At 49.5% G+C, this 23,483-nt stretch carries 20 protein-coding genes; 8 read left to right on the forward strand and 12 right to left on the reverse strand.

Annotated elements, in window-relative coordinates; all coding sequences use genetic code 11:
* Positions 1 to 708 precede the first annotated feature (708 nt).
* The 7 genes from ACI48K_RS18160 to ACI48K_RS18190 form a co-directional block, all read right to left on the reverse strand.
* Positions 709 to 1,215 (reverse strand): GNAT family N-acetyltransferase, encoded by a 507-nt coding sequence (locus ACI48K_RS18160; RefSeq protein ID WP_475029030.1) that lies wholly within the window; start codon positions 1,213 to 1,215, stop codon positions 709 to 711.
* A 185-nt stretch (positions 1,216 to 1,400) separates the two neighbouring features.
* Positions 1,401 to 3,785 carry a phosphoketolase family protein gene (locus tag ACI48K_RS18165; RefSeq protein ID WP_475029031.1) on the reverse strand — a complete coding sequence of 795 codons (2,385 nt, stop codon included), beginning with the start codon at positions 3,783 to 3,785 and terminating at the stop codon, positions 1,401 to 1,403.
* 1,043 nt (positions 3,786 to 4,828) lie between these two features.
* Positions 4,829 to 5,554 (reverse strand): GntR family transcriptional regulator, encoded by a 726-nt coding sequence (locus tag ACI48K_RS18170; RefSeq protein ID WP_475029032.1) that lies wholly within the window; start codon positions 5,552 to 5,554, stop codon positions 4,829 to 4,831.
* A 178-nt stretch (positions 5,555 to 5,732) separates the two neighbouring features.
* Positions 5,733 to 6,572 carry a DUF2785 domain-containing protein gene (locus tag ACI48K_RS18175; RefSeq protein WP_475029033.1) on the reverse strand — a complete coding sequence of 280 codons (840 nt, stop codon included), beginning with the start codon at positions 6,570 to 6,572 and terminating at the stop codon, positions 5,733 to 5,735.
* A 606-nt stretch (positions 6,573 to 7,178) separates the two neighbouring features.
* The gene (locus ACI48K_RS18180) at positions 7,179 to 8,528 is read right to left on the reverse strand and encodes an enhanced serine sensitivity protein SseB (RefSeq protein WP_475029034.1); all 1,350 of its coding nucleotides are present in this window, start codon (positions 8,526 to 8,528) and stop codon (positions 7,179 to 7,181) included.
* A gap of 134 nt (positions 8,529 to 8,662) precedes the next feature.
* Entirely contained in the window at positions 8,663 to 9,364 is a 702-nt protein-coding gene (locus tag ACI48K_RS18185; RefSeq protein ID WP_475029035.1) for a response regulator, read from the reverse strand.
* Positions 9,365 to 9,370: 6 nt separating this feature from the next.
* Positions 9,371 to 10,906 carry a sensor histidine kinase gene (locus ACI48K_RS18190; RefSeq protein ID WP_475029036.1) on the reverse strand — a complete coding sequence of 512 codons (1,536 nt, stop codon included), beginning with the start codon at positions 10,904 to 10,906 and terminating at the stop codon, positions 9,371 to 9,373.
* A gap of 247 nt (positions 10,907 to 11,153) precedes the next feature.
* Between ACI48K_RS18190 and ACI48K_RS18195 the strand changes: the two genes are divergently transcribed.
* The 4 genes from ACI48K_RS18195 (at position 11,154) to ACI48K_RS18210 (ending at position 15,690) form a co-directional block, all read left to right on the forward strand.
* Entirely contained in the window at positions 11,154 to 12,446 is a 1,293-nt protein-coding gene (locus ACI48K_RS18195; protein WP_475029037.1) for an ABC transporter substrate-binding protein, read from the forward strand.
* 99 nt (positions 12,447 to 12,545) lie between these two features.
* Positions 12,546 to 13,436 (forward strand): carbohydrate ABC transporter permease, encoded by an 891-nt coding sequence (locus tag ACI48K_RS18200; protein WP_475029038.1) that lies wholly within the window; start codon positions 12,546 to 12,548, stop codon positions 13,434 to 13,436.
* A 32-nt stretch (positions 13,437 to 13,468) separates the two neighbouring features.
* A complete protein-coding gene (locus ACI48K_RS18205) occupies positions 13,469 to 14,311 on the forward strand; it encodes a carbohydrate ABC transporter permease (RefSeq protein ID WP_475029039.1) in 843 nt (280 codons plus the stop codon).
* Between the two features lie 35 nt (positions 14,312 to 14,346).
* Positions 14,347 to 15,690, forward strand: a complete 1,344-nt coding sequence (locus tag ACI48K_RS18210; protein ID WP_475029040.1) for a glycoside hydrolase family 5 protein — start codon at positions 14,347 to 14,349, stop codon at positions 15,688 to 15,690.
* Positions 15,691 to 15,850: 160 nt separating this feature from the next.
* Here the strand turns inward: ACI48K_RS18210 and ACI48K_RS18215 are convergent, their stop codons facing one another.
* On the reverse strand, positions 15,851 to 17,254 hold the full coding sequence (locus ACI48K_RS18215) for a helix-turn-helix domain-containing protein (protein WP_475029041.1): 1,404 nt from the start codon (positions 17,252 to 17,254) through the stop codon (positions 15,851 to 15,853).
* Positions 17,255 to 17,441: 187 nt separating this feature from the next.
* Here ACI48K_RS18215 and ACI48K_RS18220 point away from each other — a divergent pair, with 187 nt between their 5' ends.
* Positions 17,442 to 17,786, forward strand: a complete 345-nt coding sequence (locus ACI48K_RS18220; protein ID WP_475029042.1) for a helix-turn-helix domain-containing protein — start codon at positions 17,442 to 17,444, stop codon at positions 17,784 to 17,786.
* 185 nt (positions 17,787 to 17,971) lie between these two features.
* Entirely contained in the window at positions 17,972 to 18,070 is a 99-nt protein-coding gene (locus ACI48K_RS18225) for a hypothetical protein (protein ID WP_475029043.1), read from the forward strand.
* A 234-nt stretch (positions 18,071 to 18,304) separates the two neighbouring features.
* On the opposite strand, the gene ACI48K_RS18230 is transcribed toward ACI48K_RS18225, so the two are convergent.
* Positions 18,305 to 18,475 (reverse strand): hypothetical protein, encoded by a 171-nt coding sequence (locus ACI48K_RS18230; RefSeq protein WP_475029044.1) that lies wholly within the window; start codon positions 18,473 to 18,475, stop codon positions 18,305 to 18,307.
* Complete coding sequence (locus ACI48K_RS18235) at positions 18,468 to 20,063, reverse strand: anti-phage dCTP deaminase (protein WP_475029045.1); 1,596 nt, start codon at positions 20,061 to 20,063, stop codon at positions 18,468 to 18,470. Before ACI48K_RS18235 ends, ACI48K_RS18230 begins: the two co-directional genes overlap by 8 nt.
* 392 nt (positions 20,064 to 20,455) lie before the next feature.
* Between ACI48K_RS18235 and ACI48K_RS18240 the strand changes: the two genes are divergently transcribed.
* Together ACI48K_RS18240 and ACI48K_RS18245 are read left to right on the forward strand one after the other, a co-directional pair.
* Entirely contained in the window at positions 20,456 to 20,833 is a 378-nt protein-coding gene (locus tag ACI48K_RS18240; RefSeq protein ID WP_475029046.1) for a hypothetical protein, read from the forward strand.
* Positions 20,834 to 20,846: 13 nt separating this feature from the next.
* Positions 20,847 to 21,854, forward strand: a complete 1,008-nt coding sequence (locus tag ACI48K_RS18245) for a ParB/RepB/Spo0J family partition protein (RefSeq protein ID WP_475029047.1) — start codon at positions 20,847 to 20,849, stop codon at positions 21,852 to 21,854.
* Between the two features lie 351 nt (positions 21,855 to 22,205).
* On the opposite strand, the gene ACI48K_RS18250 is transcribed toward ACI48K_RS18245, so the two are convergent.
* Together ACI48K_RS18250 and ACI48K_RS18255 are read right to left on the reverse strand one after the other, a co-directional pair.
* A complete protein-coding gene (locus ACI48K_RS18250) occupies positions 22,206 to 22,538 on the reverse strand; it encodes a nucleotide pyrophosphohydrolase (RefSeq protein WP_475029048.1) in 333 nt (110 codons plus the stop codon).
* A 178-nt stretch (positions 22,539 to 22,716) separates the two neighbouring features.
* Positions 22,717 to 23,475 (reverse strand): ABC transporter ATP-binding protein, encoded by a 759-nt coding sequence (locus ACI48K_RS18255; protein ID WP_475029049.1) that lies wholly within the window; start codon positions 23,473 to 23,475, stop codon positions 22,717 to 22,719.
* Positions 23,476 to 23,483: the final 8 nt, after the last annotated feature.

Below are 23,483 nucleotides of genomic sequence, written 5' to 3' on the forward strand. Positions count from 1 at the left end.
GACGGGCTTACTTTGGGGATTGGCCTGCGAAACCTAAAAAAAAAGCAGATTTAGCGGGCGATTAACTTCATGGAGGAAAAATTAGCTTGCAGCGTTCGGCCGGCATCGTGCAGCGTACGCCAGTACCGTGCAAAGTTCGGAATTTTGACCCTTTTCCTCGTCCATATTTGCAAGTTGCTAGTAAGGAAGTTGGTTTGGCCAACATTCGGTGAACCTTTGGCTATTCCGTCGCAAGCGCCGTGCTCGCAAGTTCATTGTTTTGGCGACCCGGCATTCCTGCTTTGTCTATTCCATCGTAGGCGCCGTATCCCGTTTCTTCGCACTCCCCTGCACATGTGCAGCATGTGTAAGCGCGGCTGCCTCCAAAAGGATCGAACGCAACGTTCAAATGACGAGGGATTGTGCCCCATTCCCGTACGGCCGCCGATTGGGGCTAAACCTCCAATTAGCGTCCCCCCCGCTACCAGAACCTGCATTTTTACAGGTTTTGGCCCGGTATAGGCCGGTTCCGTAGGAAATAACTGCAAATCTGCAGTTATTGGGGGAGTTTAGCTCTATATCGGCCCGCTCACTTTGCAAAAACCTGCACTTTCGCAGGTTTTTGCTCCATATGAGCCGATTCTGTAGGAAATAACTGCAGATTTGCAGCTATTTGGGAAGCTTAGCACCATACCGGCTTTCACGCGCTGCAAAATCATCTGGCTATTTTTAATCATGCGATGATTCCAAGTGAAAATAGACGAGGCCTTCCACAAGCTCCTCTTTTCTTTTGAAGCCCAATTTATGGAGTAAGTGAATCGACCTTTCATTTCCCGGTTCGACCGTTGCTTCAATTGTAGTTAAGCTCATAACGTCGAAACCAAATCGAATCACGGGCCGAATCGCTTCTGTCATCAACCCTTGCCCCCAATATTCCTCGGACAGGTCATAACCTATTTCAGCTTTGGCTTCATCAGGTATCCAACAATGATATCCTAAAGTTCCAATTAACTTACTCTCTCTCCGATCAAACAATCCCCAACGGCAGCCTGAATCATCAAGATGAAACTGAATGATCTCCTCAGCTTCCTTCAGGTCTTTGCATGTTGAGATATCCATAAACTTCGTAACCTCTTCTGCCGAAAAGTGTTTTAAAACTTCCGCGCTGTCTTCAAGTGTCAGTAATCTTAATATGAGTCTCTCCGTTTCTATTGAAAGAAAGTCTATATTTTGCATAGAGTCCGCTCCTTTGGAACATTTTTCACCTTCATCAACCATATGCTGAAATCTTGCTGTCTTCGTCATTCACCAAACTATGTATATTGTACAATGTTCAGGCACAACTGCCTGTGTAAAAAAAGAAAAACCGGCATCGTTGCCAATGCCGGTCTATCAATCCATTTGGTTGTCGATTACATACTTTATTTCAGCGGTTTCCACACCCAGTTTTCGACTTCCGGCAGATCGAAGCCTTCTTCGCGAATGTACGCATGATGCTTCTGCACCATGCCGTCCATTTCGGCCACGATCACTTGGTGCTTGCTTGCCCCCGGCAGGCTCAATACAGCTTCCTTCACCAGGTCGAAGCGGTCCATTTGGTTCAGCACGCGCATATCGAACGGCGTTGTGATGTCGCCGTTTTCGCGGTAGCCGTGGACGTGCAGGTTATGGTTATGGCGGTCGAAGAACAGGTCTTTGACCAAGCCTTCATAGCCGTGGAATGCGAACACGACCGGTTTGTCCTTCGTGAAGAACTGATCGAACTCTTCGTCGGACAGGCCGCGAGGGTCGAGCTTTTGGCTTCTCAACTTGAGCAAGTCGACCACGTTGATGTAACGGATCTTCAGCTCAGGCAGTTTTTCGTGCAGGATCGAGATGGCCGCCAAGCTTTCGATCGTAGGCTCCGTACCGGCGGAAGCGATAACGATATCCGGTTCCCCGCCTTTGTCCGTGCTGGCCCAGTCGATGATCTTGAGGCCTTTGTCCACGAGTTCCTTGGCTTCGTCGGCCGAGAACCATTGCGGACGCGGATGTTTGGACGACACGATCAGGTTGATCTTTTGGCGGTCGTTGAGCACTTCGTCGAACACGGCCAGCAAAGAGTTGGCGTCCGAAGGCAGATATTCGCGGATGAATTCCGGTTTTTTGTCGGCCAAGTGGCCCAAGAGACCCGGATCCTGATGCGTATAACCGTTATGGTCCTGCTGGAATACGGTTGAAGTGGCTACGACGTTCAGCGAAGGGATATCCGCGCGCCAGCTTTGATCCGTCGCTTTGCGGAGCCATTTGAAGTGCTGCGTAATCATGGAATCGACGACGCGCAGGAACGCTTCATAGCTGGCAAAAAATCCGTGGCGGCCCGTCAAGACGTAGCCTTCGAGCAAACCTTCCGCTTGGTGTTCGGACAGCTGAGAGTCGATCACGCGGCCATATGGAGCCAGGAATTCGTCGTTCGGCTCGATGACTTTGTCCATCCATTGACGTTTGGTGACTTCGAACACCGGTCCCAAACGGTTGGACATCGTTTCGTCCGGCCCGAAGATGCGGAAGTTTTTGTTCTCTTCGTTCAATGTAACGACTTCGGCCATATATTTGCCGAGCACGGACATATCTTGTGCGACGACTTTGCCCGGAGTCGAGTTGTCCAGCGCATATTTGCGGAAGTCCGGCAGCTTCAGGTCTTTGATCAGGTTGCCTGCGTTTGTTACCGGATTTTTGCCCATCCGTTTGTCGCCCTTAGGCAGGATTTCGGCCAGTTCTTCGATCAGACGGCCGTTCTCGTCGAACAGTTCTTGCGGTCTGTAGCTGTTCAGCCATTCCAGCAAAGCCGGAGCGTGCTGCATGTTGTGTTGATCGACCGGAATCGGCACCTGGTGAGCGCGGAACGAATTCTCGTTCGGCACGCCGCCCCATTGCTTAGGACCGGTCCAGCCTTTTGGAGAACGGAACACGAGCATCGGCCAGGCCGGACGGGTCGCGTCGTTGTTCTCGCGGGCGTTCTTTTGAATGGACTGGATTTTTTCGATGATGGCATCCAATGTCTTGGCCATTTCCGGGTGCATAACGGCAGGATCTTCGCCTTCCACGAAATAGGGTTCCCAGCCCATGCCTTTGAAATAAGCCGTCAATTCTTCATGCGATTTGCGGGACAGAATCGTCGGGTTGCTGATTTTAAAACCGTTCAGATGCAAAATCGGCAGCACCGCGCCATCCGTAATCGGGTTGATGAAGCGGTTCGAGAACCAGGAAGCCGCCAGCGGTCCGGTTTCCGCTTCGCCGTCGCCGACAACGACCGCGGAGATCAGGTTCGGATGATCTAGAATCGCGCCCGTACCATGGGACAAGGAGTAGCCGAGCTCGCCGCCTTCATGGATGGACCCCGGAGTTTCCGGTGCGGCATGGGAGGCGATTCCGCCAGGGAAAGAGAACTGCTTGAACAGCTTTTTCATACCCGGGATGTCCTGCGTGATTTGCGGATAGATTTCAGTATAGCTTCCGTCCAGATATGAGTTAGACACCATCACCTGGCCGCCGTGGCCCGGTCCTTCAATGTAGAACATGTCCAGATCGTACTTGTTGATGACGCGATTCAGATGGGCGTAGATAAAGTTTTGGCCGGGGATCGTGCCCCAGTGTCCGATCGGCTTCACTTTGACGTCCGCATCCTTCAGAGGTTCTCTGAGCAGCGGGTTATCCTTCAAATACAGCTGTCCTACCGAGATATAGTTGGTTGCGCGCCAGTAAGCGTCGAGTTTGTCCAGATACGTTTTGGACGAGTAATCCGTTTCCGTAAATGATAATACCATGGGAATCCACTCCTTGTTTTTTATCTTTAGGCCGCTTGTGAATATTTTCACCTATGTATATATCATAACGACTTTTTTGGAAAATTGATACGGTCCAATTATGTGAAAAAGTGAACATAGTATGAAAAATGGTGGGTTCCGATCCTGAAATCGGTCATTTTTTTGCTGGAGACCAAATATAAACCAGTTAATTTTTAAGCATATGGGCAAAAAAATAAGACCGAAAATGGTTTTTCGGTCTTCAGGCTGTCGAGAAATCCGGGGTGTTTTAAGCCCCGGGTGTTTAAACGTTTTTTTCATCAGCCAAGGCCGGCCAGCTTAGCCCCAGCCTTGCAATTCCTGCAATGAAACGGGTTTTCTTGTCCCGAGTGCTCGAAACTTCAAAATTGCGAATCTACCGTTATTTCAGAGCGGAAAAAGCCTGCCACATGCCAAACCAACTCCGAGAATGTGCTTCATATTCAATGGTATGCTCTCGTCAACAATGGCCCAACGACATTCCAAAACGCCGCATCCCTCAGACACTTGAAATAGCGACCTTTTAAGACCTTATTTCCACGGGAAGGCATCATTCTGAAGGAATAGCGCCCTTTTATGGCTTTATTTCTTCAAAGCAGCTCCTTTTTTTCCCGGTTTCAGACGTTTCGCCGAAAATAAGACCCTTTTGCGCCGCTATTTTCTGGAAAATGCGGTTTTGGAGTGAAATAAGGCCCATTTATGGCGCTATTCGAGCAAATCATTCGGGACATCGCGTTCGTGACGGTCGGCGTCGGTTAAGGCTGATTCCAGGCCGGGCCGGGTCTGGACGAAGATGGTCCCGTTCAGCGCTCGCCGCCCTGCGGCAAAAACACAATCCAGCTGCGGCTGCCCGAACCGCTGCATGATGGCGGCGTCTTCAACCTTCGGAGCTTGCCGAAAGCCAGCCCCGCAATCGGACGGCCACTTACACTTGCCGACGACTTACTCTTGGAAACAAGACATGGGTTTCTCAACAATCTGAAGACCGAAAATGGTTTTTCGGTCTTACTCAGTCTTATTGGATATCAGGATTGCACCGAGACAAACGTGTTGAATTTCAAATATTTGTAGTGGAGCCGCATATGCGAGAACTCGAACGGCGTGCCGTTATCGAGGAAGAAGATCCCTTCCATGATGCCTACCGGCTCGTTTTCTTTCAGATGCAGCAGCTCCCGGTCCTCCGCGTTGGAGGGTTCCGCAAAAATGGACAGGAACGACTTGGTCACGGCCAGGTTGTGCGCATTCTGCAAGTAATTGAAAATGGACCCCTCAATGATGGTCTGATTCAGGTTCTGGACGATTTTGATCGGAATGTAGCCCGTCTCGATCATGAACGGTTCGTCGTCGAACAGGCGCAGGCGGACGATCTTGTAGACGAAATCGTGGGGTTCCAAGAACAAATCCCGCTGCAGCTCTTCCGTCGGCGGTATGACCTCGAAGCTCAGCACCTTGATCTTCGGCCTCTTGCCGTCCATGTGGAAGTTGTCGGTGACGCCCAGATTGGAGCCTTCGTAGTTGAAAACGGATTCGTTTTTTATGTATAAAGGATTGATAAAAGTACCGGACCCGCGTTTTTTGAAAATAATGCCGTCGTTCTCCATCTTCGTAAGCGCGCGCTTGACCGAGCTCCGGCTCACCTGGTACGTCTCGCTCAGGCTCCGTTCGTCCGGCAGCCTCATATTGGCGAACTTTCCGGCGAAAATCTTCGCCTTCAGGTCATCGATAATTTGCTTGTACACTAACTGCGCCATGTTTTGCTCCTTTGGGGGTGGTTCTGGTCGATAGAAAGAACATTTCACACTCTTGCCATGTTACTTTTCTCTGTTCAACTTCTATCTCCCATTTTACCCTTTTTCGGAGATGCCGAGTAGTGTTAACTTAGCGTAAAATGTGGGGATTGCGGGACAATTTTGAGGCCTTCCGCCGATTTTAGCGGAAAGTGTTCAGTGCGGCTTCGGCAGCCAGCAGAGCGGTTTGAATCGTCTCGCTCCGCTCGTCTTGCCCTCGGCGGAAATAAAGGCTGCGGATCATATTTTTACAGTTGACCCGGGCGATGTACTGGCTGCGGTTTCTCAGCCAGTCCCCGCATTCCGCCAAACCGGCGAGCCAGTCGGCGATTTCCTCGGCAGACAGCAAGCCCTTGTCGATCATTGTGTCTACGATCGTGGCGATCCGCTCATCCTCCTGCTCGCTAAAAATATGCTTCCCGTTCTGCAGCTTCCCCTGAATCACGGCGAGAATCTCGCGCTGCGTCTCGTCGTCGCTCTCCAGACATTGTGCCAGCTCATCGAGCGCATCCGCTCCGTGAGCGGCGCTGTGCGCCCATCCTCCGCCCGGAAGATAGCCGCGCAAGTCATTCTCCTCCCGGTAATAGCGGAGCAGAGACCGTTTGAGGTTCTGGAACTCTGCCGGTTCCAGAAAAGGCAGCTCCCGGTGGCGCAGCATAATCAACGCGATGGGCAGCACCGAAAAGGCCCGGGTAAACACGGTCTCGTCCTCCTCGCTGCCGATATGGAAGAACAAATGCCGCTCATCCGTCAGCACGGCAAGCATGTTGCGCAGCAGCGTCTCCATGATCAAGCACTGCGGATGCATCCAGTGGTAAAAGGTTGGGTAAATCAACTCGTCCCGGAGATCCGGATCCGGATCTCCGATATATTTCAGCATCTGCGCAACGAACTCCTCATGCCGCTCGCCTTCGCGAAGGCGGTATTCATCCTTTGCGATTCTTTGCAAATCCTCTTTGAGCTTCACTCTGTTGTCGGTCATGTCTTTTCCTCCTTTTGGGGTTTAAGGCGCTTCGTTACTTTTACTATAAAGCAGAATGGCTGACATCCGTGTGTCAGCCATTCGAGGGAAATATGTAAATGAAGCAATCTGGAGCCTGGTGCTGAGTGGCAGGGCGCCAGAGCGGTAGAACAATTGAACGACAGGTAGAGGGAGAGGGGCGCTAGAGGAGCGGGATGACTGTGCAACAGAACAGCAGTAGGCTAGACGGCACGACGGCTATGCAACAGTTCGGCTGCATGGCTGGCTAGACGGCACGACGGCTGTGCAACAGTTCGGCAAAACTGCACAGCAACAGGCGCCAGTCAATGTATCCGTATCCTCTCCCGCTAACGGACGCCAGCGTCCTTATTTGCCGCAAAAAGCCGGGTTTCACGTTCCAACGGAGCCAGGAGTCCTTATTTGACCCAAGCAGCCCAAAAAGTGTGCAAATCAGCCAAATAAGGACTGTGGAGTCCGTTACATTTCTCAGACACCTTTTTCCACCGAAATAACGTCATTGGGATCCGTTAGCGGACCTGAGACTTCGCCGCGTTCCCTCATCAGGCAGCCGGTGCCGATTCGATCCTGAACTCAGGACTCCGCGATTCAAAACAACCCGAAACGTTTCCTTGTATAAAACGGTTCGACATCCTTCACCTGATCGGCCCAGCCGTCCAAGGGGACCATGTCGAGGAGCATGCCGTTCAAGTTGGGGTTGGCCGCAGCCGCGATCCCGCCGAAGATTTCCTCCTTGCTGCCCTCAAAATCGACTATGAGCAGGTAGCTTTTCTCGGCGTCCCGCACCATCAGGCGCAAAAAAGCCTTTTTGACGCGTTTCTCCGTTTTCAAATGCGCTTTGATCGCGTCGATCATCTTGTGCGGGTACTCTCTGGGCTCACCAAGCAGCACCCGCGTATCCTTCTGAATAGTTACCTCTTGAACCGGCGCAGTCCCTTCCTTCCCGGAGTTCGCTTGCGCCACGGCGACCTGCCCCCGGTAATCCTCGATCATTCGCTTGTTCTTCTCGTCGATCCGCAGCGAGATCCCGTGGCTGTTGATGACGGCGCCGGTCATTTTCTCGGACAAAGCCAGCACATCGTCAAAGCTGGCAACGTTGCTGCTCCATACGCTCTTATCGAACGCCTTCTCGAACTCGGGCCAATCCGTATACGCCGGCAGCCAGGCCGAATTCTCCTCCGCGCTTAACACGCCGGACTGGATCACCGTGCCCTCCTTTAGCGTCTTTACGCCTTGCTCATCGGCAGCGGAAGGTTCCTTTTCCTTGAGCTGCATCGGCACCAAGAACTTCGCGCCAAGGACTTCGTCCAGCATGCGCCCCTCCAGGACTTGAAGACGCTGCTGCTTCCCCTCGTCATTTTGCCGGGAATACATGGTTTGAAAAAACCGGATGAGCGCGTGCTGTAGTCCCGGATTCGTCACGGGGATGCTGATCTCCGGCGTTTCGCTCCAGTCCGGCGGCGGCAAAATCTCGTCCCGGTCCAGCAAAAGATGGTACTGCCCGTTGTCGACGATAATACTCCGCAGTCCCAGAATATGCAGATCGGCAAACGTCTTCAGGATGTTTTCTCCGCCGATGGCTCGCATCTCCAGCATCAGAAGCTGCTGCAGGAAGTAGTCCTCCGCTTCCGCGGCATACTCCTGTTTCGAGAATATCCAAATCCGGTCCTCGCCATCGACGTAAGGGTAATTCGTATGTTTGTCATAAGCTATGTACAAGGCATCCGCCTCTTTGATTTTCTCCTTCAAAACACGGTGAAACACGGCAATTTGCTCATCGAAACGCTCGTTCAGGAACGCCTTTTGCTCCTTAAAATGCTTGGCCGAATGAATCAGGAAAATCAATTCCTGAATCTCCAGCTCCCGGCATTCCTCCACCGATCTTAACCCGCTCAGCAAAAACTTCCGCCCGACCTCGTCTTTTCTCTCCTCATTCATTGGCAGCGCCTCTTCCCCTTGAGTGTTGGCCTAATTATAGAGCCCCCTTCGCATTAATGATATGACTTGAAGAACATAGCCTCCAATACCGGCTTCGAATTTTCGAATCCTGCCCGTTCGGCTTGCGAAATGCCTCACTCCCCTTTTCCCTTGCGCTGCGCCAAAATTTGTGGAATGTGCAGCTCCCGCAGAACCGGCACAATTTCCTGGACGCTGTTTTTGCCGAATTTTTTCAAAATGCTGTTGATCTGCGATTTCAGCGTGGACGGCTCCACGTGACGCAGCTTGCAGATTTCCTGGCGGGTATAGTCTTTCATCAGCAGTTCCAGCACTTCAAGCTCGGTTGAAGTCAGTTGGGTCAGGATGTAAAAATTATGCAGCAGGCTGTCTTCGGATTTTTTGATCCGCTGGAACTCGCGCGTAATTTTGCCCGCGATGTTGGCATGCAGCGAGGGACGGCCTTCAAAAGCGTCCTTCACCGCTTGCAGAATGGCGTCGGCGGGCATGTTTTTCAGCAAATAGTTCGTCGCTCCCAGCTCGAAAGCGCGGAATACGGCTTCGTCCGTATCCAATACCGTCAGCATCACGACCTTCACCGCCGGCATATAGTTGAGGATTTCGGCTGTGGCCCGAAGCCCCGCCTGCTTGTCCTCCAGCTCGATGTCCATCAGAATCACGTCCGGTTTATTGAGGGCGGCGAGCATCGTGCCTTCGTATCCGCTCGACGCGCTGCCCACGCATTCGATGTCCTTGTCCTTGGACAAGATCATCTGATAACGTTTGGCGATCAATGGATCGTCCTCCACAATCAATACCTTGATGACCGGCGCACTCATGCCTGTTCAACTCCTTTCCGGTTTGGCAATCGACAGCAGCGGCATCACGATATGAAACGAACTGCCCTCGTCGGGCCGGCTCTCCGCATGGATTTTGCCGCCATGGGCGGTAACGATCGAATGGCTGATGGACAAGCCCATCCCCCAATTCGTGGCCGTCGGTTTCGAAGAATAAAAGGGCTGAAAAATCTGCCGCACCTGCTCCTCGGTCATTCCCGTCCCGTTATCCGATACGGTCAGCTCAACCCACTTGTTCTTGAGGATCAGCCCGATCGTCAGCCTTCTGGCTTTGTCCGGCACGTATTCCAGCGCATCCACCGCATTGGAGATAATGTTCCCGATCGCCTGGGAAAAATAATACGGATCCGCCATAATTACGGGCGGTTTGGCAGGAGGGGCATACTCAACCTGAATCTGCTTCAAATCGGACCGCATGTCCTGCAGCAGCTTTTCCAAAAGCTCGCTCAACACGACCGGTTGCAGCTCGATTTTCGATTTCAGCGTTTTTTGGTGCACGGAATCCAGCCGCTCGTACACCTTCCGGCAGCGCTGCTCGATCACGCGGATTTCCGCAACCGCCTTGGGCGATTCCTCCAGCATGTTTTCCAGAAATTCCGTTTGCGCCATAATTGCCAGCAGTTCGTTTTTCATGTAATGGCTAAACACACGGGAAGTAAGAAGCGCAGAATCGATGTTCGTGGATATGACCGACTCCTGGTTTTTGATGCTGTTCTGGATGCGCGTATATTTATATATGCCGTACAGGCTGATCAACAGGCACAGACCCGCAATATAAGGAAGCAGCGAGTAAATCGACGGGTTCCCGACCAGGTTGATCGGCTTGTAATGGACGAAATGAGCGGCTTTGGACACCTTCACCAGCACGTCGGGCGACCAATAGTTAATGTAATAGTAAGTCACCTGCACGGAAACGTAGGAGATCAGGATCATGGCGATATTGCTGCGGATTTGGCGCACCTTTGGCGCATCGTACAGCGCGTACACCAGCAAAACGACGCCGGCAGCAAGGTATAACGTGTTCAACGCGAAAGTAAGCGCATGCAAAGTTTCATACATGGAAACGATCGCTTGGGAGCTCATGACCCCGGGATACAGCTTATAGTACAGATTCGCGTAAAAAGAAGGGTCGTACACGATCACCTGGATCAGGCACGGCACGGCCAGCCCCGTCAGCAGCCATACCCCACGCTGCAGCTGTACGTGAAACGCGAAATAGATCGCCGAACACAAACTCGCGTACAGGAACACAACGGTGAAGAAATTCAGCAGACGGATCAGGTTCAGCCGGGAAATCGGCAAAAACATGAATTGGTTCTGCAGGTCGCCGCTGATGCCGAAATAATGCTCCAGGCTGTTGTAATAATAAGCATCCTTCGACATGTAAATAATGATGCAGGATACGACGACCAAGTAGGAGAGGCCCATGAGCAGCATAAACAGCGTGGCTTTGGTGTACCGCTGCTGCAGCAGGCAGAAGACGGCGATGGCGATGAAGAGTATGAACACCAGGAAAATAAACATGCATTTCTCCCCCTTCCTCTTCGAAGTACTTCATTTTAGTTCAAGGATCTCCGGCTGTAAAGGTTGAAATTTTCTACAACCCCCGGCCCTTCCGGCGGCCGAACCCGCGGCGAAACGGCGTTGGGGACGGCCTCGCGGGGATTCCGGCGACGATAAAAGTTCAACCTTACTAGGATCAGGCATTCGACTTAGACTGTAATTGTAAGGTCTGCTCTCAAACCATAACACAGATACAGGAGGGGTTCGAATGATCAGAAAACACACCCGCGTTGGTATGGCGGCAGCGCTCGCGCTCATGCTCACGCTGGTCGGCTGCGGTTCGGGCAATAACGATAGCGCTAACAACCCGGGCGACGGCGAGAAAGTCGTGCTCGACTACTACACCTGGACCGACGAAGCCGACTACATGCAAAAAATCGTCGACGCGTTCAACGCGCAAAACAGCGACATCGAAGTGAAAATGACGACCATCAGCAACGACGCCGACGAATACAACACGAAAATCATGAACAACCTGTCCGGCGGTTCCAAAATGGACGTCTACAGCATGAACGGAACTTCCGGCCTCGGGCTTTATTCTTCCAAAGGCCAGCTCGTCGACCTGACCGACAAGATCAAGGAGGCCAATCTGGATGTCGGCGCTTACGGTCCCAGCTTCCAGGACATCACCAACGTGCTGACGAAGGGAAAATATTACGCTCTCCCTTACCGCACCTCGGAATATGCTCTGTTCTACAATAAGAAGCTGTTCGACGACGCCGGCGTTCCTTATCCTCAGCAAATGACCTGGGAAGAATACGCCAAACTGGCCAAAAGCCTTACCAAAGGCGACGGCGCGAGCAAGCAATGGGGCGGATACTTCGCCGACTGGCTGACCGCTCCGCTGGGTGCGCTGCAGGAAGGCGCCACGATCCTCGACGACGATCTCACCCCCGTGGCGAACTGGCTCGACTACCAGAACCGCCTCTATTACACGGATGGCTCCCATATGAGTTACAAGCAAATGAAAGCGGAAAGCATCGACTGGATCAAGCAATTCGAAAGCGGCAACGTCGCCATGCTCGTCAACGGCGAATGGACGCTGAACATGTTGAAGGCGGATATCGACGCCGGCAAAACCGACATCGAATTCGACATGGCTCCGCTTCCGCTGCCGGAAGGCATGAAGGATCCGATCACCGTGGGCGGCGTGAGCACCTTTATCGGCATTAACCCGCAAAGCAAATACGGCGACGCGGCGTTCAAGTTCGTGCAGTTCGTCGCCGGCGAGCAGGGCGAATCGGTCATCGCCGAATCAAGCGTACTGCCGGCCTACGCCAGCGACAAAACCAAAGAGGCGTTCCTGAACGCCACCGGAACGCAAGGCAGCGGCTACTTCTTCGAAGCGAAGACGGTCGTCGAGAACCAGCCCGTTCCGCAAATCGACGAAGTGAACCGCGTTTACAACGAACAGCGCGACCTCTTCCTGTTCCAGGAGCAGGATGCGGCCACGTCCATTCAAAACTTCACCAAGGAACGTCAATCCGTGCTGAATCAATAAACGATACCGATATGGCAAACCATCGGCTTCCGCTATCCCCATAACGGAAGCCGAGCCTCTTTTACGGGGCTTCAGAACAACTTACAGGAGGTGGCCTCGATGATCGGCCAACGGCTGCGCGGCTACAAGGCATACCTGCCGGGTACTTTATTCATCCTCCCGGCTTTCGTCTTGTTCGCGGTATTTATTTTTATCCCGCTGATCTATGGTCTGAGCATGAGCTTTACCGATTACGGCGGGTTCAACCTCAAAGCCAACTTCGTCGGCACGGACAACTACGCCAAGCTGCTGCAGGACGATTATTTTCGCATCTCGCTCAAAAACAACGTCATTTATACGCTCGTGTTCGTGCCGCTTACGGTACTGCTCGCTTTGCTGTCGGCGGTCGCGCTGAACGGGGTGCGGCATCTGCGCAAATATTTGCGCATGGCTTTTTATTTTCCGCAAATCACGTCCATGGTGTCTATCGCCATCGTGTGGGGCCTGCTGTTCAATCCGATTTCCGGCCCGATCAATTCCATGCTCAAGGCGCTTGGCGTCGCCCATCCGCCGGAATGGCTGATGTCCTCGCATTGGGCCCTGCTGGCGATCATTCTGGTGGCCGTGTGGAAAAGCTTCGGCTATTACATGATTATTATGCTCGCCGGCATTCAGGGCATCCCGGAGCATCTGTACGAATCCGCCAAACTCGACGGAGCGAACAAGTTCCAGCAGTTTTTGTACATTACCCTGCCGAGTTTATCCCCCACGCTGTTTATGGTGCTGGTGCTGACGGTCATCAACTCGTTCCAGGTGTTCGATCTAGTCTCCGTCATGACCGACGGCGGGCCGGGACGCTCGACCAACGTGCTGGTGTTCCGGATTTACCAGGAAGCGTTCATCCATTACCGCATGGGATACGCCGCGGCGATGTCGGCCGTTTTGTTCCTTATCATTATGGTCATATCCCTCATTCAATTCCGAATGGAGAGAAAATGGGTCACTTATTAAAATGACACCTACAGAAGGGGGGAGGACTTCGCATGCATACCTTTAATGGGCCGAAAAAAGGCCTTTCGTTCTACTACATTTTGCTGGCCGTTCTGGTCGTCTGCTCGGTCGCCGCTCTTTTTCCGTTCCTCTGGATGATCTCGTCCTCGCTGCGGACGGACATCGACCTGTTCAAGAACCCGACTAACTGGATTCCGCAGACGTTATATTTGGACAACTACCGGGAGGTTTGGCGGGCCATTCCGTTCGGCCAATATGTGTTCAACACCGTGAAGCTGTCCGTGGTGATTACCGTTTTGCAGGTGCTGATCTGCTCCATGGCCGCTTACGCGTTCGCCAAGCTGAAGGTGCCGTTCAAAGGCGTCGTATTCATCCTGTTCATGACCAACCTGATGATGCCCTGGCAGTCGATCATGGTGCCGCAGTTCGCGGTCGTCAGCCGCCTCGGCTTGTACAACACGCATACCGGCTACGTGCTGATTCAACTGTTCAGCGGCTTCGGCATCTTCCTGATGCGCCAGTTTTTCCTCAGCCTGCCGAACGAGCTGAACGAAGCCGCGCGCGTCGACGGCTACAGCGAATGGCGGATTTTCCGCAAAATCATGCTGCCGTTGTCGGCCCCGGCGCTGTCGACCTTGGCGATTTTCACCTTTACGTATATGTGGAACGACTATTTGGCGCCGCTGATTTATTTGAACGACGATAAGTTAAAAACGCTGCAGCTCGGCTTGAAAGCTTTTCAAACCGAACATACGACGGACTACGGCCTGCTGATGGCGGGCACCGTCATTGCCACGATCCCGATGGTGGCGGTGTTCCTGGCCGGGGAACGGTTTTTTATTCAAAGCGTGGCCACGACGGGCATGAAAAACTAACTTTTAATGGATGGGAAAGGGGAGGCTGCTGAACCATGACGACGATAAAACCTTTTGTGCAGGTGTCGGGCGAGAACTTTACGGTGAACGGGGAAAAAATCTTGTTCCGCGGCTTCGGCCTCGGCTCCTGGATGAATCTGGAGCACTTCATGATCGGGCTGCCGGGAACGGATACGATGATCAAGCGGGCTTTTGCGGAGGTGTACGGCGAGGAGCGGAGCCAGGCGTTTTTCGACCGCTTCCTGCTCGAATTCGTCGATGACCGGGATTTTGAATTTCTGAAAAAGCTGGGCGTGAACCATCTGCGCCTGCCGTTTAACTACAAATATTTTATCGATGACCAGCACCCGGAAATGTTGAAGGAAGAGGGCTTCAAGTATCTGGATCATGTCGTCGGCTTGTGCGCCAAGCATGAGATCTACGCGATCCTGGACCTCCACTCCGTGCCGGGCGGGCAAAACCCGGACTGGCACTGCGACACCAGCTCCGGTCTGCCGCTGTTCTGGGAATACTGCGCGCTGCGCGATACGGTGATCCGGCTGTGGGGACGCATCGCGCAGCATTACAAGGATCAGCCTTGGGTCGCCGCTTACGACATCGTCAACGAACCGTCGATGGTAACCGACGCGGAGGTGTTCAACGAATTCTACCGCAGGGTAATCGCGGAAATCCGCAAACACGACGAGCAGCACATTATTTTCATCGAAGGCAACGCGTTTACGACCGACTTTTCGATGATCGATCCGATCGACGATCCGCAGGTGGCCTACGAGTTCCACTTCTATCCGTTCGTCGACGAACCGGCCGTGCTCACCCGAGAGATGGATCGCGCACGCCGCAAGGAAATTTTCGCGGAGGCCTTCCATAAACTTCTGGCCATCCGCGACAAATACAACCGCCCCGTCTGGTGCGGGGAGCTGGGGCTTGTGTTCGAGCAAGAGGAGATCAATTTCCAAATGGAAATCATTGAGGATATGCTCGACCTGTGCGAGGACAATAACGTGTCCTGGGCGCTGTGGACCTACAAAGACGCCGCAACGATGGGCATCGTCTACCCCCGTGCCGACACGCCTTGGCGCCGGTTGACCGACGAGATCAAGCTGGTGTGGAACCAGCACCAAGAGCAGGAAAAAGGCGAAGCCCTGGTCGACTACATGGCCGCAACCTACTTCAAGCCCATCTCCCGAGAGATGCGCTACCCGCTGCAATTCCGCATGCGCACGCTGATGCAGGTCATCTGCGTCGAACAGAACCTGAAGCCGGTCCTGGAGAAGCGGTCCTGGGAGGAAATCGCCGAGCTGCCGGCCTCGTTCCACTGGGAGCAATGCGAGCATTGGACGGAGCTGGCGGAGGTGATTGGGAGCTACACGAAGGAGTAGTGTAGAAGCATAGGAGGATGAAGCAACCCCCCGGCATGGTCGCCGGGGGGTTGCTTGGTTTGGGTGAATCTGTTTTTCCGCTTAACCCCCCAGCCCATGAATCAAGATTTGGAACACGGAGTTGTCCAGTATCCCCACAACGCCAAGCAGGAAGCTGAAGCTAATCGCGAACAACGGCAACACTCTTCTTTTCCTCATCATTCTCATACACCTCGCAAATGATATTTTTGTACTGCACTTGTTGCTCACTTGATGCCGTATGCCTGAACTCTTCGAATAAACGGATCGAACGGATCAAAATGGACTCATCATTGAATTTTCGCGAGATCTCCAAATTTTTGATCAGATGTTCAATCCCTTCTTCGTACCGCTGACTGTGCAATTCATAAAACGCTAGCTCAAACAGGAACCGGGCGTACTGATCCGCCACAATTTGCGCATTGTATTTGCCAAAACGGCAGAGCCGCTCCTTATCCTCAAAATGCCCCTGGAAACGATCCAAAACCTCATCCACGTTCCAGTGATACCGATTCGACGCCTGCAAAATCCGGTACATTGCCGGAAAAATTTCATGCTTATAAGCGGCCACATATTCCACATAATCCGTCAGCACCTCAGCTTGCCCGGCCATCAAACGGTACAAATAGTCGTTGGCTTTGCCCCACTCCCTAAACTGCTCGACAACCCGCCGCTCATCCTCGCCGATTTCCCAGGATTCAAGCAGATCGTCTTCACTATACAAGCGCGCGTACTCCAAAGCCCGGTCGTACTCTTGGCGTATGTCACAGACATTGGCCTTCAGCAAATACGCATACAGCAGGTAAAAAAGCCTCGGCCTGGACGGCCCCTTACTGTCCTCAGCTTCACGCTTGCGCTTAACCGGGTGCTGATATCGGGGGTTAGCCATCTTCTCCAACCTTTCCGCAATAGAGTCAACCCGATCCCACAGATGCAGAGAAGCGTAAATATCCGCCAAATCTTTTAGGGCATCCAATTGATCCCCTTCATCCAAACGGTCGACATAACCCTCGAACAAAATGGCTTTTCGCAGATTCTCCACTTGATCCTCCCCGAGTCCAATCGTAAACAGCCGGTATCGGCCCAGCGCCAGCCGCTCGGAATGCTGGTATTTCTCGCATTCGGCAACACATCCATACAGCAAGGCGGCAGCCGCCTTTTTCCCTTCCGCAAAAAACCGCTCCGCTGTCTCAAACAACGGGGACATATACGCCAAATGATCCGCCATCGCCTGAACCAGCCTTTGTATGCAGTCCAGCTTGCCGAGCTCCGCACACCGCCGCAAGAACGGCCCCGCCCTCCGCCAGTCCAGCGCCGTGCCCAGCAAGTAATCCTCCAAGTAGACCTCGTAAAGGCTGCCTTCCTCCAGCCCCATGCCCACCGTGATCCGGTCCAAATTATGCATGGAAATCTGCCGCTGCCCGCTGATCATCGAACTGACCGTCCCCGGATTAATGCCGGAAGTCTTGGAGAATTGATGAAGAGTTAACCCACTCCGCCTTAGGTAATCCTCCAACTCTTGTCTGATTGTGGTAGCAGGTTGCATAGGTAAACCTCCTTATTACATAGACAGGAATTATGCAGAATTACGTTGCATAATCTACGAATATCCACATATGCCCACTTTTGACTTCATTATACTATATATAAGTAGTAATTAAAACAAGAAAAACTATATTTAATGCCCTGCATAATATTTTGAGAGTCACCTAAGCTATTATTGAGGTGATGAAATGGCAGAATTACGCAATTTCCTAGGGAATCGAATCCGAGCAATCCGAAATGCTAAAGGTCTCACCCAACAAAACTTGGCGGACATGTCCGGCTTGGACTATAGATACATCGGCTCCATGGAACGGGGAGAACGAAACTTTTCCATCGATACTTTGGAGAAGGTACTAGTGGCGTTAAAAGTCTCACTGCATGAAGTTGCTTATTTCAGCGCTGAGCAGGTTAAAGAAGAATCGGTGCGATGGGAAGCAACGGATCAGTTTATCGCAAGTACGGAGGGATTAACCGAGGAGCAGATCGAGATTTTGCGCAGAGTGAATCAGGAGGTTTTGAGGGCGTTTAAATAGCCTTTTCCGGGGGAAAAGGCTATTTTGTTATGAATTCTAACTCAGTACCTATAGCAATGTTAAATCGGCATATAAAATTACCAGAAATCGTTAGAAAACGAATCCAAGAATATAGAAAAAAGAAAAGCTGGACCTAAGAGCAACTTGCTGAAGCGGCATTGCTTCACTACAGTTACATAGGCGGTGTGGAGCGTAGGGATCGGAATATTTCCTTGGAGACATTGGGGGAAATCGTTGCAGTTTTCCCGAAGGGAATTATTTCAACCGGAAGAGGTTTTGGATAAGCAAAGTTTGCTTGATTAGCATATGAAGTTGATAAGTGGTAGAAGTACTGAAGAAATTGCGTAGAAGGTCACTCGGAATGTTCTTTGGAGGATGGAGATGAAGGAGATTAACTGAAGTTCACCATAGTAATCTTCAATTCAAAATCTCATTATTTTTATGCCAAGAACGATAAAAAGGGCCTTTGTACGGGAAATGTACAATTAGCCCTTCATTAACGATTTCAAGTTTACATTTTAGGTTGTTATTTGAATCAGTCTATTAAATATTTCCTTTTTCCAGTCTGGCCACTTAGCTATGGTGCTTTTAGCCAATTCATATTGTTCACCTTCAGGTTTACTGCTATTAAATAAATCCATCGATAGCACCGACACTTCCATACTCTTCGCAATTTTTACTTCAGTCATTTGCTTTCCCCCATTTTTCTTGATATACAGCTGTAGCCACCATTTCTTTTTCCAAATATGAATATGGCAACAACTGCATTCTAGAGTTTGAAGCCTCGGGAACCCAAGGTAATGTTTCACCTAGTTTATTCTTACGTTTTTTATTAATTCCTGAATTGATCGACATCGAAAAAAGTTCAAAGAATCGTCTTGGTCCTATTCCAACAAAAGGTTGAAATATTACTTTATTCTTTACGTTTTCCTGTCTCATAGAAAAAGGAACTATTGAATCTGTATGAAACTGAAAAGCCTTACTCTTAGGATATGGTTCGATATATACAACTCTTTCCAACCCTGCAGCAATGATGTGTTTAGCACAATTATGACATGGAAAAGTTGTTCCATACAGAGTTGCACCGCGTGTAGAAAGCCCATTTCGAGCACACATCAAAAGAGCCTCCATTTCGGCATGAACCACTCTACCATACTCAGTAATATCACTAATAGGGCTATTTCTAAGTTTTTCTTTATCCTCCTGTGAAAGATCTAGTAATTCGACTATTTTTTCTATCATTTTTGTCTGTTCTTGCTTATTTGAATCTATTTTTCTAGTATAATCTCTACCGTCAGGATAATCTATGATTGAATTTGATTTATTATCAAAAATTGGCCAATATAATCCACCACCTGCTTTTGGTGCGTCATTAGCACCAGAAGCAATTATTTCATTGTTCTTAGCAATTACAGCACCTACTTGCCTCGAAAGATCCGCTGATCTTAATGCAGTAGAAAAAGCCATAAACATTGCATATTCCTCAAAGGTTGGTGTCATAAATGGGTGACCAAATAGTAGATCTAATATTCTCCAAATACTTTTTTCTACCTGGTCGTGATCACGGTCAAGATGGACAAAGAAATCAGCCATCTGAAATGTATCTCGTGTATGTTGTCCGTGACCTTCTTCCTCGCTTACATCTCTCTCAATTAGTTCCAAAGCTTTTTCTTCAGAAATTCTAAGATTTTCTGTTAAGTTATACAATCGACTTTCTTCATCTGAGTGTATTCCAAACAGGAAAAAACCATCTGAATATATCTCTCTCAGTAACTCCACCTCTTTTGGATGTTTAAGAGAGCGTATTATGTAACAAGTTCGCGGGGCAGGTCTCTCAGATTTACGTCGACTTGCAATTTCAGCGGCTACTCCGAGAGCAAGTATTGAATTGTCTCCCAATTCTTTCCTAGCTCGATTACCTAGATCCATTTGAGTCTTTATACGATCAAACTCAGATTTAAATTTAGGAACATTATATATCTTCATTATCACGTCTCTTGAAACGCTTATGGAAACAACATTATATTTATATGCTCGCAATCTCTCCGTTATAATTTCCACTATTCTGTTATGTTTTGTACCAACAGCACCTACGAGACCGATTATAAGTTCTGTGTCTTTATACGCATAGTTCAAAAAAGCTTCTTTATTTTTTTTTGAATTAGACTCCTCTCCTAGGCTTTTCTTATCCGCTTCTGTATCGAAAATCTCTTGGGGTTGTGAAGGACTATCTTTTGAAATATACTCTTCCTCTGGATTACTTTTATTTTCGCCCATAACAGATATCCCCTAGTACAATAATTATTCTACTCAATTCTTCATATTCAAGTATTTTCCTGCAAGACCTCAGAGTATTTTCAAATTAAATATTTCATCTATATTACTGAGTGAAAATAATCTTGAAATTCAAAAACCTAAGCAAATTAAAATATTAATATCGCATCGTCGCGATGATCTATCAAACTTACAATGAAATTCCTCTTTTAATTTCACCCATACTATTTGATTTCCTCGAATTTTAATACCCTACCAATGAAATTGAAACTTCCTACTTAAAAACTTTGGCATTTAATGCAGAAATAAGATAAAATATAAGTAAATAAACCCCTCAAAGATCCCACACCATTGCTACTTAAGTATGGAGGGGGATCATTTTAGGAGGGGTTTTTATGTTGAGTCCTGATCAGAAGTTAAGTTTATTTGAATTACTCAAAGCTAGAAGAGGCGATGACCCTTGGCCTCTTCACCGGATTGGTCGTCATATCGGCTTTTCCGTAGATACTCTCAAAGAAAAAAATGCACTACGATATCAAATTAAAAAACTAAAGAAGCACCCTGACTTAGAGTACCTTGCTAATATAGGAAAGGGATATTTTATTCCTGAGTACCAATATGAATTCGAAGACGTTTCCACCACTTTTAAAAATCGTGCGAATGGTATGGCTGAAACAGCAGAAAAGTATAAATTCGGAGGATTAAATGCAAGAAAGTCTACCAGAGACCATGAACAACTAAGTTTTGATTTTGATAACACATCTGAACAATAAGGAGTAGGTACTAGTGTTAGTTAAAAATCTACCTATTGACTTAATCGATGAAGATTTAGATCAACCTAGGTATAACTTTGACGATGATAGCTTGGTCGAATTGGCTAACAATATCAAGGAAATCGGACTTTTAAATCCTATAAAAGTTAGGGCCTTAGAAAATGGCAGATATAAAATTATTTTTGGTAACAGAAGATTTAAAGCGTTCTGTCAATTATCTTTAAAAGATATACCGTGTATTATCTCCGAAGAGACAAACGAACTAAATATTTATTTAGAGCAACTTGCAGAAAATATACAACGAGAAAGTTTTTCACCTGTCGAAGAAGCTGAAGCCTTCCATAAACTTTTGAATGAGGAATATAAAATCTCCACAATGTTTCTGTCAACTAAGCTTGGAAAAACCGAAACTTATATTCGTACAAAATTAGAACTCTTAAAATTCGGTAAAGATGTGCGTTTCCTAATAAAAAGCGGAAAAGAAACCGTCCTAAACAGACTAACAGAGGATCAATTAATTCCTTTAAAAGATGTAGACTATGAATTTCGCGATGCTTTAGCTATGAAAGTAGCCCACTCACAAATGCCTCCAAAAGATGTTAAGAGAATAGCAATCATGTTTAAAGACACTGAAATTTCAAATGAAACCAAGAATAATCTTATTAAAAATAATGGCGATGAGTTACTTCGATCTTGGTCGGTGTACAATGAAAAAAAGCAACGACCCCAAAAGCCTATTGAGGAGCTAAAACTTGTCGATTCCCAAACAAAGCAAGAAGAGTTAAAAACGTTTGAGATTACGCCCATTGAACAGAAGGTTCAAGAACTAATATCCAGAATTCCCTCATTTCGTCCAATACCACTAGAAACTATCTTTTCACATGAGCGTATTACTCTCGATAATAGAGTAGACTTTCAAAGGCAGCTTGACCTCTTAATTGAAAATCTAGAAAAGCATCTTTCTGAATTCAGAAAGGTGCGTGATATTTGTAAAAAAAGTTCCATAAAGGTAATTAAATAAATTAAAATCCATTAGAGTCTCTTTTGGGCTCTTTATTTTTTATTTTCTCAGTTTTTCTCGTTTCTTTCTTATATCCCGACCGTCCGTATTTCGACCCGCCACGATAAAATCGATGCGTTTGCTCGTCGACGGTATGTTGTATTCAATCATGACGCCGCAATCGTCGGCAATATTGGAATTGCGAATGACCCGCTCCATGAACTGCATAGAGTTGTTCCAGGCTCTTTTCTCGTCCGGGCCCTCATTCCCATCCGCTTAATAAAAGCTTCCTCAATCTCTACAGTAATTTGATTCCAGTCCACCGTCTCCCGAAACTGCAAAGCATTGCTGCCGTAACACGTTGCCCTCTCCCTATAACTCCGTATATTTCGTCATCTTACCAAAGGACTTCTCCGGGGGATACTTAGCCGCGTTTCTTTGCATTTTATCCTGGATGATAGTTTCGATATCGAAGTCCATGGACAGGGCCAAGTAGTAGGCGTAGATCAATACGTCGGCCAGTTCGTCGGCGATGGCGGATCTTTTTTGGGAGACGGCGTCTTCGGACGATTTCCATTGGAAGTTCTCGAGCAGCTCGGAGGCCTCCAGGCTGAGGGAGATTGCTAAATCCTTCGGGTTGTGGAACTGTCCCCAGTTGCGCTCCTCTCGAAAAGCGATAAGTTTTTTGACCAGCTCTTCATTCATGTTTCTTGCTCCTATCATTTTTGTAATAGAGTTCTTGCAGCTTCCGATCCACGCAAAAAAAAGGCGGTTCTCCCCTTAGAAAAGGGGGCCGCCTCTTGTCTTTCTTGAAATGACCATGCTTTGGCCCAAATTTGGAGATTCCTACCTCCAAGTTAGTACGAAACGCAGGATTCGTCAATTAAATCCCGATCTCTCGCATTTTCGCCGTCACTTTTGCCATTCTGTCGTCCGTATCTGTACCGTTGAATTTCGGGAGCCGCATTTCGCTTACGATTTTTCCGTCGCGCATGAACATGATGCGTTCTGTCTTCACGGCGATTTTGGCGTCATGGGTGACCAGCATTACGGCGGTGCCTTCGGCGTTGATTTGAGCGAACAGGTCCATGATTTCCTCGGCGGACTTCGAGTTCAGCGCACCGGTTGGCTCGTCGGCAAAAATGATCTTCGGATCGCTGAGCAAGGCGCGGCAGATTCCCGCACGCTGCAGCTGTCCGCCCGAAACCTGGGTGATATCCCGCCGTTCCAGCTCCGCGATGCCCGTCTTGTTCATCAGCGCTCTGGCCTTTGCCGTGATTGCCGCGGCGTTTTTGCGGTTGTCGCGCAGGGACGGAAGGAGGATGTTATCCAGGAGGTTCAGATTCTTCATCATTGTCGGCTGCTGAAAAACAAAGCCCATTTGCGTTCTGCGCAGGTCGGCTAGCTCATTTTCACGGAGCCCCGACAATTCCCTGCCGTCAAAAGTGACCTGCCCGCCGTCAATGCCGTCCATCCCGCTCAACGCAAACATCAGCGTAGACTTCCCCGAGCCCGAGGGCCCCATCACCGAAACGAACTCGCCTTCGTTGATCTCAACGGATACGCCGTCAAGCACAGGGCGCCTCTCATCGCCGAGGCCGTAATGTTTTGCGATATTTTCGCCGATCATCAGCTTCTTCATATGCCTCA

The sequence above is a fragment of the Paenibacillus terrisolis genome, assembly GCF_056171975.1.